The organism is Klebsiella oxytoca NBRC 105695 (assembly GCF_001598695.1).
Classification (GTDB): Bacteria; Pseudomonadota; Gammaproteobacteria; order Enterobacterales; family Enterobacteriaceae; genus Klebsiella; species Klebsiella oxytoca.
In genome coordinates, this window is the sequence record NZ_BCZK01000001.1 from 174,433 (window position 1) to 187,873 (window position 13,441).

A 13,441-nucleotide genomic window follows, 5' to 3' on the forward strand; every position below is an offset into this window, starting at 1 on the left:
CGTGATGTGTTCACAATATAGTCAGTGTGAAATGATGGGGTGAAAAAGCCTTCATAAGCACTATTTCATATTCATGAAATAAATTGGTGATACGGCATTCTGCGCAATAATTAGCACAATGATAATCAGCCAGGATGTTTCCTAAATAAGTTTTCTGGCTAAATATCGAATTTATTAATGATAACAACACACTGGCATAATTCTTTTTACTATTAAATTTTGTAGTTGACTAACCATAATTAATTCGAAACTAAATCAACACTGTTTTTGTGGTAAAAAGCTAATGAAATCATAATGTTGAGATTAAGTTGTTGTTTGGTGCCGATCGCCGTTTTAGACGTTTAGTGTCAAACAATAACGTTATCGTCGTTATGGTTCATGCCGTTCGCGACGTCGCTAATAATTCGAGATTAGACTCCCAATTGAGGGCAGAATCTCGTAAACTTATGGCCGCGAAATTGATTGCTTTGATGGATTAATCGCCGATTCACCTGAATCCGGCGGTTGAAATTATATGGAAAGAAGTACAGTGCATTGGTAGCTGTTAAGCCAAGGGCGGTAGCGTACCTGCGGGCTGGCATTTTCTGCATATCACATCTCATTTCATGCGACCGAAATTCCTAAAGTGGCCTTCATCCAGGTGATTATCTTCATAACCTGTATATAATTGCGTGTTTGTCGCCACCTCAGAGAAGGTTCTGCAGGGCTGGCAAGAGGAAACTGCGGGTATGATGCGCGATGGAATGGCCTTCAATAACAATTTCGCATACATTGAGTACTGCAGATAGAGCCGTATGATGAAAACGTCTGTTGGTATGTGATCCATAACACATGCTTTCGTTTTCTCCGGTCAAAATCTGCAGACCGAACATACCAAAGGTTGGCGTCAGAGGGCGCTGCATCTATCAGTGTTCCCCTTGTCGCGCCAGCTTGCGGAAACGGGGCTTAAAATGGATCTTGTACAATGATAAAAATCGCGCGAATCGCACTCGCACTAGGGCTGCTTACTTCTGCCAGCTCACTTGCCTATGCCTCCGGCTTGGTAATGAACGACAACGAACTGCGCAACGATCTGGCGTGGCTCTCCGACCGCGGCGTTATTCATCTCAGCCTGTCGACCTGGCCGTTAAGTCAGGAAGAGATTAATCGGGCACTAAAGAAAGCAAAGCCCTCTTATTCATCCGAACAGGTGGTTCTGGCGCGAATCAACCAGCGCCTCGATTCTTTGAAAGCAGATTTTCGGGTCAGCGGCTATACCTCAACGGATAAGCCCGGCACCCCGCAGGGATTTGGTCAGAATCAGCCTGCTGACAGCTCTTTATCGTTAGCCTTCAATAACAGCGGCGAGTGGTGGGATGTTCACCTGCAGGGAAACGTTGAGGGCGACGAACGCATCAGCAATGGTTCACGTTTTAATGCTAACGGCGCCTACGGGGCGGTTAAGTTCTGGAACCAGTGGCTTTCCTTTGGACAGATGCCGCAGTGGTGGGGGCCAGGCTACGAAGGCAGCCTGATTCGCGGTGATGCTGCCCGTCCGATGACCGGCTTTTTGATGCAGCGTGCTGAACAGGCCGCGCCAGAAACCTGGTGGCTGCGCTGGATCGGCCCATGGCAGTATCAGATCTCCGCCAGCCAGATGAATCAATATACCGCCGTACCGCATACCAAGATTATCGGTGGTCGTCTGACTTTTTCCCCCTTCCAGTCACTTGAGCTTGGCGCATCGCGCATTATGCAGTGGGGAGGGGAGGGAAGACCCGAGTCGTTCAGTAATTTTTGGGACGGCCTGACGGGTAAAGATAATACCGAAGCAAACGATCCCAATGAACCAGGCAACCAGCTTGCTGGTTTTGACTTTAAGTTGAAACTGGAACCTACGCTGGGCCTGCCGGTCAGCTTATACGGTCAAATGATTGGCGAAGATGAATCCGGCTTTTTACCTTCAGCAAATATGTTCCTTGGTGGAGTCGAAGGCCACCACGGTTGGGGTAAAGATGCCATCAACTGGTATCTGGAAGCTCACGATACCCGATCGAACATGAGCCGCACCAACTATAGCTATACGCACCATATCTATAAAGATGGCTACTACCAGCAAGGTTACTCACTCGGTGATGCTATGGGAGGGGATGGCCAACTCTTTGCGGGTAAAGTTGAACTGGTGACAGAGGATAATCAGCGCTGGAGCGCGCGTTTAGCGTATGCGAAGGTTAACCCAGAAAATCAGTCAATCAACAAGGCGTTTCCTCGTTCGGATACATTAAAAGGTGTGCAGCTGGGCTGGAGTGGCGACGTGTACAAATCGGTACGACTGAGCACTTCTCTCTGGTATACCGATGCGAACCATAATGATAGCGATGATGTAGGCGCAAGCGCCGGGATTGAAATTCCCTTTAATTTATAGCCTTAACACAGCTTCTGGAAATAGACTGTTGTTTGGGGATTAGAAACTTTTGGTTTACTGATGATGTGACATTATGAAGAAAAAAATTGTTAGATTTTCGGCATTGGCATTAGCAATAGGCTTTTTATCAGGCTGTACCATTTTGCCGGGACAAGGGTTAAATAGTCTGCGTAAGAACGTCGTTGAGTTACCGGATAGCGACTACGATTTGGATAAACTGGTGAATGTTTATCCCATGACGCCGGGGTTAGTGGATCAGCTTCGCCCTGAAACCATATTGGCTCGCCCCAATCCACAGTTAGACAACTTACTAAAAAATTATGAGTACCGGATCGGTGTGGGCGATGTATTGATGGTGACTGTCTGGGATCATCCTGAGTTAACTACTCCTGCAGGCCAATATCGTAGTGCAAGTGATACTGGTAACTGGGTAAATGCGGATGGAACGATTTTCTACCCTTATATTGGTAGAGTACAAGTTGCTGGTAAAACACTAAGTCAGGTTAGACAAGAGATCGCGAGTCGTTTAACTACTTATATTGAAAGCCCGCAGGTTGATGTGAGTATTGCCGCTTTTCGTTCACAAAAAGTATATGTGACGGGTGAAGTTGCTAATTCTGGAAAGCAAGCAATAACAAATATACCTTTAACAGTGATGGATGCAATTAATGCTGCTGGTGGGCTTGCGCCTGATGCTGACTGGAGAAATGTTGTACTGACCCATAATGGAAAAGACACTAAAATCTCTTTATATGCGTTGATGCAAAAAGGAGATTTAACTCAGAACCATTTATTATATCCAGGAGATATTTTATTTATTCCACGAAACGATGATCTAAAAGTATTTGTTATGGGAGAAGTCGGTAAGCAAAGCACTTTAAAAATGGATCGTAGTGGAATGACCCTTGCTGAAGCTATAGGAAATTCTGAAGGTATATCTCAAGCAATGAGTGATGCAACAGGAATCTTTGTCATTCGCCAGTTGAAAGGTGATAAAGAGGGAAAAATAGCGAATATTTATCAATTAAATGCTCAAGATGCATCTGCTATGGTTATCGGAACAGAGTTTCAGTTGCAGCCATATGATATTGTATACGTAACTTCTACACCACTTGTTAGATGGAATAGAGTCATCTCTCAACTTGTACCAACCATCACTGGTGTTCACGATATGACAGAAACTGTACGATACATTAGGACGTGGCCATAATGTTTGATTCAATACTAGTTGTATGCACAGGTAATATATGCCGCTCTCCAATAGGAGAACGTTTTTTGCGAAGGGCACTGCCCAATAAAAAAATTGACTCAGCTGGCACTGGAGCACTTGTCGATCATGAAGCAGATATTAGTGCTGCGAAAGTATCTGCTCAGCATGGATTGACTTTAGAAGGTCATCGGGGACGTCAATTTACTGCTACGTTAGGCCGACAATATGATTTAATTCTTGTGATGGAAAAAATACATATTGAGCAGATTGGTCGTATAGCACCAGAATGTAGAGGCAAAACAATGTTGTTTGGTCAGTGGTTGAATCATAAGGAAATCCCTGATCCATATCGCAAAAGCGAAGAAGCATTTTCTTTAGTATATCAACTGATCGAGCAAGCCGGCTTGCGCTGGGTTGAAAAATTAGGCGCATAATAATCAGGAATTATTGCATGTCTCCACTTAAAAACAAGTCTGTCGAAAAAGATACAGATGAGATTGATTTAGGTCGTTTGTTTGGCGAACTTATTGATCATAGAAAATTAATTATTTCAGTAACGGCTTTATTTACTTTAATTGCTTTGATTTATGCACTTTTTGCTACGCCTATATATCAGGCTGATGCATTAATACAAGTAGAGCAAAAGCAGGGGAATGCAATTCTAAGTAATTTAAGCCAGATACTTCCAAGCGGACAACCGCAATCAGCGCCAGAAATAGCTTTATTACAATCAAGAATGATTCTGGGTAAAACTGTCGCAGATCTCAATCTTCAGGCGCAAGTGAAACAAGATTATTTTCCGTTATTTGGAAGAGGTTGGGCCAGATTGATGGGTGAAAAACCCGGGACTATAAATGTAACAAGATTATATATTCCTAATAATGGTGATGAAACGCCAGAATTAAAAGTAACTGTTATTGATGATGTTAATTATAAAGTTATTTATGGTGATTTTGAGCTAAAAGGAAGGGTAGGTGAATTATTAAATGAAAAAGGTATTTCATTAAAAATTGAGAGCATGGATTCTCAACCTGGAGTCTCATTCTCTGTCTCATATATAAGTAAATTAAAAGCTATAGCTGATTTGCAAAACACTTTTACAGTTGCAGATTTGGGTAAAGATACAGGAATGCTTAATCTTTCATTAATGGGAGATAATCCGGAGCAAATTAGAAACATTGTAGATAGTATTAGTCACAATTATCTTTCCCAGAATATTGCACGTCAAGCAGCACAAGATGCCAAAAGTCTTGAGTTTTTAAATGCTCAGTTACCAAAAGTGCGTAGCGAACTAGATGTTGCGGAGGATAAACTCAATCAGTATCGACGTCAAAAGGATTCAGTCGACTTGTCCTTAGAGGCTAAGTCTGTCTTAGAACAAATTGTAAATGTTGATAATCAATTAAATGAGTTAACTTTTCGGGAATCAGAAATATCACAGCTTTATACTAAAGAGCATCCAACTTATAAAGCGTTAATGGAAAAAAGGAAAACTCTTCAAGATGAAAAGGGCAAACTTAATGAACGTGTTTCAGCTATGCCGAAGACTCAGCAGGAAATTTTGAGACTTAGCCGAGATGTTGAGTCAGGACAAGCGGTATATATGCAACTACTCAATCGTCAACAAGAGTTAAGCATAGCAAAATCAAGTGCTATCGGAAATGTAAGGATTATCGATGAGGCAGTTACTGAAACAAAACCAGTAAAACCGATTAAGATTATTATTCTTTTAGTTGGTATAGTATTAGGTATGGTAGTATCTGTAGGGGTGGTCCTCTTGCGTGTCTTTTTAAGAAGAGGCATAGAGAGCCCTGAACAGCTCGAAGAAGTTGGTATCAATGTTTATGCGAGTATTCCAGTATCTGAAAATTTTGCCAAAAAAGCGCTTCAGACTGGTTGGAAGAAAAAAACGGAAAGTGAGATTCAAGGTTTCCTTGCTGTTGAAAATCCAGCAGATCTGGCAATAGAAGCAATCCGCGGATTAAGGACAAGCTTGCATTTTGCAATGATGGAAGCGAGAAATAATGTCTTAATGATTTCAGGTGCCAGCCCGAATGCAGGTAAAACCTTTGTAAGTACTAATCTTGCAGCTGTTGTTGCACAAACGGGTAAGAAAGTACTTTTAATCGACACAGATATGCGTAAAGGTTATACCCATAAATTATTTGAGGTTTCAAATGACAATGGCCTTTGTGACATATTGTCCGGTAAGATTGATATTGGAAGGGCAATAAAAACTATAAAACAAGCGGGTTTTGATTTTATATCAAGAGGGGTGGTTCCACCAAACCCGGCAGAGCTTCTAATGCATCGACGATTTGGTGAATTAGTCGATTGGGCAAGCCAAAACTATGATATTGTTATATTAGACACCCCACCAATCTTGGCAGTAACAGACGCCGCAATTATAGGACATTATGCTGGGACAACACTTCTAGTAGCCCGCTTTGAGCAAAACACTGTCAAAGAACTAGAGGTCAGCTTCAAGCGCTTCGACCAAAGTGGCGTTATAGCTAAAGGATGTATTTTGAATGGAGTAGTTAAAAAGGCTAGTAGTTACTATGGCTATGGATATAGTCACTACGGCTACTCATATACGGATGAAAAATAACATTACTCCTCGTATAGCCCGGATAAACTTATCCGGGTTTAATCAATTTAATTACAGTTGTCAAATAAAGTTTCAATCGGCGCATCTTATTAAATATATATTTAATAGTGAGAGGATTCATGACGCTTCTCGGTAAAAATATCTTGGTCAGTGTAGCGTTAGCCCTATCTGATCTTATTAGTTTCACGATTTCAACTTATTTAGCTATAGTATTACTTTCGTTAACCTTTAACAATTACAGCGAGGTAATTTCTTTACATGAGGCTGAAGGTTGGATTGTATTACACTGGCTTTTAGCATTTTGTTGTGTGGGTTGGTATTCTGTTAGATTACGGCATTATTTCTACCGTAAAACCTTTTGGTTTGAACTAAAAGAGATTCTTAGGACATTAGTAATTTTCGCAACTATCGAAATTGCAGTCATGGCCTTTACAACATGGACCTTTTCTCGCTTTCTGTGGGTGCTGACGTGGATATTCATATTAATATTACTTCCTGCATCAAGAATGTTAACGAAAAGGCTATTAGATACATGTGGATTGTGGCTAAGAGATACTTGGATTATTGGTAGTGGCGATAATGCTATAGAAGCTTATAAAGCAATTAGTAGCGAAAGAAACTTAGGTCTTAATATTGTAGGCTTTGTAAATTGTGATGAAGGTGTCCCCGCTGGTAACAATATAAATGGAGTACCGGTCCTTAGCAATGATATAAATTGGTTGTTGTCTATTGACACCAAAACTCAATTTATTGTTGCTGTTGAGTCACCACAGAGTGAAATAAGGAATACATGGCTGCGTAACTTTATGATTAGAGGATTTCGTTATGTCTCTGTAATCCCAACATTACGCGGTATGCCCTTAGATAGCACAGATATGTCATTTATTTTTAGCCATGAAGTAATGATTTTTAGAGTGCAACAAAATTTAGCAAAGTGGTCTTCAAGGATCCTCAAGCGAGTCTTTGGTATATTCGGATCTATTATGATTATAATACTTCTTTCCCCAGTATTATTTTATATAAGCAGGAAGGTAAAGCATGATGGCGGGCCCGCCATTTATGGACATGAAAGAATCGGAAAAGGTGGTAAGCCTTTTAAATGCTTGAAATTCAGGTCAATGGTAATTAATTCGAAAGAAGTTTTAGATGACTTACTTAGTAAAGATCCTGTTGCAAAGGAAGAATGGGATGCAACATTTAAATTAAAAAATGATCCCCGTATTACTAAAATTGGTCATTTCTTGCGTAGAACAAGCTTGGATGAGTTGCCTCAATTGTTTAATGTATTAAAAGGTGAGATGAGTTTAGTTGGACCAAGGCCAATAATTACTGCTGAGCTAGAAAGGTATAATGAAGAAGTTGATTATTATCTTCTGAGTAAACCCGGTATGACTGGATTATGGCAGGTCAGTGGTCGTAGTGATGTTGACTATGAAACAAGAGTTTACCTCGATGCATGGTATGTTAAGAACTGGTCTATGTGGAACGATATAGCGATCTTATTCAAAACGATTGGCGTTGTTTTGAAAAAAGATGGTGCCTACTAAAATTTGAATGTTTAGGTAGTTATGAAAAAAATAGTGATCGCATGCCGGGCCTATTACCCTGATGTTGCGGGTGGTGGAGAGATATCAACACGTGTACTTGCTGAACAACTAGCTAGTGTTGGATATAATGTTGAAGTATTAGCTATAGGTAATGAAACATGCACTAATGTGCAAAATGGGATAAAGATAAATAGGATAAAGTATAGAAATATTTACTGGTCATATAATAATAAAAATATTAGCGTTGTGAAAAAATTAATTTGGCACTCTTTGGATTGTAACAATTTTTTAATTGGTGAAATGATAAGTAACGTTTTAAAAGAAATAAAGCCAGATATACTAATAACCAGTACCATAGAAGACTTGTCGAGTATCATTTGGAAAATTGCGAAAAGTCAAGGCATAAGAGTTATGCATATCCTAAGGAGTTATTCTTTAATTTGTGTAAATGCAAATATGTTTAAAAAAGATAACTGTAAAAAAATATGCACTACGTGTAAGCCCTTTTCTATTTTAAAGAAGGAAAATTCAAAATATGTTGATGATGTAATTGGTATTAGTGAATTTATTTTAAATGTCCACTTGACTTACGGTTACTTTAAAAATGCGAGATCGCATGTTATATATAATATGTGTATGGATGAAATCCTTCTTGAACGCAGCTATAATGGCTTTAGAGAAAATAAAATAAGAATTGGTTATTTAGGTCGTATACATAAGACTAAAGGCATTGAGCTAATAGTTGAGGCTGTTAGCGGTCTATCAGATAGTCATAAAAATAATATCCTATTTAAAATCGCCGGAACCGGTGATGAGGATTATATAAACGAATTGACTAAACTAGCTAATGCAAAAAATGTTAAATGCTCGTTTGAAGGTGTCATTCCTGCTAATCAACTGTTAGACCAAATTGATTTACTGATTGTCCCTTCTAAATGGAATGAGCCCTTTGGGCGAGTAGTTATTGAGAGCTTGGGAAGAAGAGTCCCTGTAGCTGCAAAGAGAGTAGGGGGAATACCGGAGCTTCTAAATGATAATGAAGATTTTCTCTTTAATACTATTGAAGAATTAACAAGCATTATAATGTGTTATGTAAATAAGAGTATAAACTTTAATTTTAATTTATCTCGCTTTGAAAATAAGCGCATTATAAATGATTGGACGAAAGTACTTGGTGGATTGGGAGCATAGATGAAGAAAGTTTTATTTGATAGACGGTGGGAAGGTGGGCATGGAATAGGACGGTTCTCAAAAGAGATTACAAATAGAATACAGTTTGATAAATATATTTGTAATAAAATTAAGCCTACCAGTCCTGTTGATATTTTTATAACTCCATGGTACCTATGTTGGAATAGATTTTTGTATTTTACCCCAGGTTTTAATGCTCCATTTTTTTTCGTAAAAAGATCAGTCATTACTATTCACGATCTAAATCATGTTGATATTGATAATAATTCCAATATCTTGAAGAGAATTTATTATAATTTAGTTTTGAAAAGAGCTTGCAAAAAATGTCTAGCTATACTTACAGTTTCTGAGTTTTCTAAAAAAAGAATTATTGAATGGTCTGGCATTGAAAAAGACAAAGTTACGGTAGTAGGAAATGGTGTTTCGGATAGTTTTACTCCAAATGGTGAAGTTTATAAGCCAGGATATGATTATATCTTTTGCGTTAGCAATCGTAAGGAGCACAAAAATGAGAAAAGATTAATTGAAGCTTATTCTTTAATTGCAGAAAAAAATCATGTTAAATTGGTGTTTTCTGGCAAACCATCTTCGTCTCTGCATGAGCTAATTAAAAATTATAATTTAGAAGATAATATCATCTTTACAGGCTTTATAAGTGATGAGATGCTTCCAAATTATTATCGTGGTGCTCTGGTTTTAATCATGCCGTCTATTTATGAAGGGTTTGGATTGCCAGTGATTGAAGCTATGGCATGTGGAATCCCTACTATTGCTTCAGCAACTACGTCCTTAGGTGAGATAGCAGGTGATGCTTCGCTATTAATTGACCCTTTTGATGTGGAAAGTATAAAAGATGCACTGGAAAAAATTATTTCTGATCAGATGTTACAGAAAGAATTAAAGATAAAAGGGCTTGAGCATGTTAAAAAATATACTTGGGGGAAAACTGTAAACAAAGTGAAGGTGGTAATCGATTCGTTAAGATAAATTAAAAATTAAATCTTTACTTATTTAATTTTTGAAAAAGCAATCTTCATGAAGATAATAAGTAAGGTTTGTAATTTGATTCCCTATTTAAGTTTATAATCAAAACTGTCAATAAAATACTCTAATAACAAAACACCGTATATAAACAAATTAGAGGTAAGCTCAAATTAAACACAGTGATTCTGATAACTCTATTTCTATATTTATAACGCGAACGTTAAGAGGTTTATGTCTCTATGCATCAAGATCTTAGTATTGGCATTGTTGCTGATTGGTTTGTAACATATGCTGGATCAGAAAAAATAGTTGCAGAATTTATTGAATTATTCCCTAATTCTGAGCTTTATTCTATTGTCGACTTTCTTTCTAAAGAAAATAAACTCCATTTCAAAAATAAAAAAATCACTACTACATTCATACAAAACTTACCCTTTGCGAAAAAAAAATACCAATCGTATTTACCATTGATGCCTTTAGCAATTGAACAGTTAGACGTTTCTAAGCATGACATTATACTTTCAAGCTCCCATGCTGTTGCTAAAGGTATTTTAACTGGGCCTGACCAGCTCCACATAAGTTATGTACATAGTCCTATTAGATATGCATGGGATCTTCAACACCAATATTTACGTGAGGCTGGTTTAAGTAAGGGCCTAAAAGCAACCCTCGCACGATGGCTCTTACACAAAATACGTGTATGGGATTGTAGGACTGCTAATGGAGTGGATCATTTCATCGCTAATTCGCAGTTTATAGCGAGGAGGATCAAGAAAGTCTATGGACGGAAAGCTGATGTAATTTATCCGGCGGTTGACGTCGAGCGTTTTGCTTTACAAACTAACAAGCAAGACTACTATATGACTGCTTCACGGATGGTTCCGTATAAAAGAATGGACCTTATTGTTGAAGCTTTCAGCCATATGCCAACAAAAAAGCTTGTTGTTATTGGTGATGGCCCTGAAATGAATAAAATTAAATCAAAAGCAACTAGTAATATTGAAATACTTGGCTACCAACCAAATGATGTAATGCAGAAATACATGAGTGAGGCAAAAGCATTCGTATTTGCAGCAGAAGAAGATTTTGGAATCACGCCTGTTGAGGCACAGGCTTGTGGAACTCCTGTTATCGCTTATGGTAAGGGGGGAGCTCTGGAAACAATAATTTCAATAGAAAAAGAGAATCCTACAGGATTATTCTTTTACAAACAAGATGTTGAATCGTTGGTTGAAGCTATTTCTAAATTTGAATTATCAAGGGATTTAATATTACCAGAAAATTGTAGAGCAAATGCTTTAAAATTTTCTGTCGAACGGTTTAGAGAAGAAATTAAACACTATGTGGAACAAAAATGGAAAGACTTTGAAGATAGCAAAAAAATTCATGATTATTAATTAAAGTTGGAACTGCCAATTTTTATTAAAACTTAGTTTGTTGAAACCTTGGGGCTTTTATGAATGTCATTAAACATAGTGTAGCAGCAGTTCTAGTCACATATAATAGAGTTGAACTATTAAAAATTGCTATTGACTCACTAGAAAAACAAACGATTGAGCTTAAAAATATTGTTGTTGTGAATAATAATTCTACAGATGGTACAGAGGATTATCTAAGAAGTATTGCAAGTGACAAAATCCAATTTATAACTTTGCACAAAAATACTGGTGGCGCTGGTGGTTTCTCAGCTGGCATTAATTATGCCTACAAACTGAATATTGATTATGTGTGGATTATGGATGATGATGCTATTGCTAGCCCTTCAGCATTAGAAGAATTATTAAAAGCAAACGATACTTTACAAAATCATTCAGCGACACCGGGTTTTTTATGCAGCCATGTCCTTAGTGATAATGAAGATTGCATGAATGTTCCCGAGATTTCTAAGAAAAAGAACTCCACTGGTTATTTCAGTTGGCCTGAGTTTGCTTCAAAGGGCATAGTTGGAGTTGATAAAGCTACTTTTGTTTCTGTACTAATATCAAAAGATATTGTTGGTGAGTTTGGTTTGCCAGTTAAGGAAATGTTTATTTGGGGAGATGATACAGAATATACATGGCGAATAAGTAACAAATATAATTGCTATTATGTCGCGAATAGTGTTGTTTATCATAAAAGGGTCATGGCTAAGTCATTGTCACTTGCAACAGAAGACAATTTAAATAGAATGCCATGGTATGGATTGCTTTACAGAAATAATTTTTACAACGTACGGAAACATGGTAAAGCTAAAGACTATGTTTTCTATTTTAATTATGTTTTAAAAGATTTCTTTAAGGTTTTATTCAAAGCAAAAAACAAAAAGATCAAAAGGTTATGTATTATTATTAAAGGATTTATATCTGGTATAGTATTTAACCCCAAAATTGATAGACCATAAGTTTAATTCTGTGATTGTTAATTTCTATTTTTGAGAATATTATGAATTTACAAACTAAAATTATTAATAAGGTGAAAGGGAAAGTTAATGATCTTTCCCATCGCTTTTATAAATTGCCTAAATTTGATGGAAATAAAAACATTGCTTATGTATTAGGGGTTAGTAACCATCCTAACGCAGGGGATCAAGAAATAACATTAGCGCAAAAGAAGTTCATATTAAAATATTTACCAGATTATGCCTATGTTGAGATTGAAAAAGAAAAAATTGAATTTGTTGTTGACGAACTCGCTAGAACATTAAAGCCTCAAGATATTATCTTCATTCAGGGAGGGGGTACACTAAGTGATTTGTATCCAGAGCATGAGTTACCTCGTCAACTACTGCTAAAAAAATTAAAAAATTGTCCATGTAAAATAATTCAGTTTCCAGTCTCCTTCTATTATGAGAATATTGAAAGTTTCAGAAAAATTAAAAGCATTTATAATGAAGCAAAGAATTTGACTGTTTTCGTTCGTGAATCTAAATCTTACAATATCCTAAAAAGAGAACTTGAAATTCCTGTACATCATATTCCTGATATTGTTTTATCTCAAGATGAGTCTTCTTTAACAAATCGTGGAGATGATGTCTTAATTATGTTTAGAAGTGATGTTGAGTGCGTCTTGCCTAAACCATTAGCTCATTCTATAAAAGAACATTTTGCTAAGAATAACAATATATTAATTACAGATAATTATGTTGAGGATTATGTCCTTACATTTGAATCAAATAGAGACAATTTGTTAAATAAGAAATTTGATGAATTCCGTGGTGCAAAGCTGATTATTACAGATAGATTGCATGGTATGATTTTTGCGTATGTGACTAAAACCCCTGCGGTAGTATTTGATAATTCTTATGGTAAGGTAAAGTATAGCTATGAAGATTGGCTTTCTGATTCTAACTACATAAAGTATCTTGATTCAACTGTTGCAACATTGGAAGATGTTATAAATTATGCTTCCCAAGCTTCTAATTCAGAAAAAGCATTTTGTTTTGATGTAAAAGAGGCATTTGATCCTTTAATTAAGTTAGTAGTCGGTAACCGTTAGTTTGCATTGATGATTAGAAA

General features: G+C 37.2%; 10 protein-coding genes. All 10 read left to right on the plus strand.

Annotated features, from left to right (window positions below):
• Nucleotides 1-964: 964 nt before the first annotated feature.
• The 10 genes from KO1_RS00705 to KO1_RS00750 all read left to right on the plus strand — a co-directional run bounded on the left by KO1_RS00705 (nt 965) and on the right by KO1_RS00750 (nt 13,421).
• Nucleotides 965-2,404 carry a capsule assembly Wzi family protein gene (locus tag KO1_RS00705; RefSeq protein ID WP_024274460.1) on the plus strand — a complete coding sequence of 480 codons (1,440 nt, stop codon included), beginning with the start codon at nt 965-967 and terminating at the stop codon, nt 2,402-2,404.
• A 73-nt stretch (nt 2,405-2,477) separates the two neighbouring features.
• Entirely contained in the window at nt 2,478-3,614 is a 1,137-nt protein-coding gene (locus tag KO1_RS00710) for a polysaccharide export protein (protein WP_024274459.1), read from the plus strand.
• Nucleotides 3,614-4,048, plus strand: coding sequence for an arsenate reductase/protein-tyrosine-phosphatase family protein (locus KO1_RS00715; protein ID WP_029779357.1), 435 nt, complete (start codon nt 3,614-3,616; stop codon nt 4,046-4,048). The genes KO1_RS00710 and KO1_RS00715 overlap by 1 nt, the downstream gene beginning before the upstream one ends.
• Before the next feature lie 17 nt (nt 4,049-4,065).
• On the plus strand, nt 4,066-6,225 hold the full coding sequence (locus KO1_RS00720) for a polysaccharide biosynthesis tyrosine autokinase (protein ID WP_024274457.1): 2,160 nt from the start codon (nt 4,066-4,068) through the stop codon (nt 6,223-6,225).
• A gap of 119 nt (nt 6,226-6,344) precedes the next feature.
• Nucleotides 6,345-7,772: an undecaprenyl-phosphate galactose phosphotransferase WbaP gene (gene wbaP, locus KO1_RS00725; RefSeq protein WP_064406803.1), complete on the plus strand. Its 1,428-nt coding sequence runs from the start codon at nt 6,345-6,347 to the stop codon at nt 7,770-7,772.
• 21 nt (nt 7,773-7,793) lie between these two features.
• Nucleotides 7,794-8,963, plus strand: a complete 1,170-nt coding sequence (locus KO1_RS00730) for a glycosyltransferase (protein ID WP_024274455.1) — start codon at nt 7,794-7,796, stop codon at nt 8,961-8,963.
• The gene (locus KO1_RS00735; RefSeq protein WP_024274454.1) at nt 8,964-9,950 is read left to right on the plus strand and encodes a glycosyltransferase family 4 protein; all 987 of its coding nucleotides are present in this window, start codon (nt 8,964-8,966) and stop codon (nt 9,948-9,950) included.
• Between the two features lie 236 nt (nt 9,951-10,186).
• Complete coding sequence (locus KO1_RS00740) at nt 10,187-11,344, plus strand: glycosyltransferase family 4 protein (protein ID WP_024274453.1); 1,158 nt, start codon at nt 10,187-10,189, stop codon at nt 11,342-11,344.
• 59 nt (nt 11,345-11,403) lie between these two features.
• Complete coding sequence (locus KO1_RS00745) at nt 11,404-12,327, plus strand: glycosyltransferase family 2 protein (protein ID WP_024274452.1); 924 nt, start codon at nt 11,404-11,406, stop codon at nt 12,325-12,327.
• 41 nt (nt 12,328-12,368) lie between these two features.
• Nucleotides 12,369-13,421 (plus strand): polysaccharide pyruvyl transferase family protein, encoded by a 1,053-nt coding sequence (locus KO1_RS00750; protein ID WP_024274451.1) that lies wholly within the window; start codon nt 12,369-12,371, stop codon nt 13,419-13,421.
• Nucleotides 13,422-13,441: the final 20 nt, after the last annotated feature.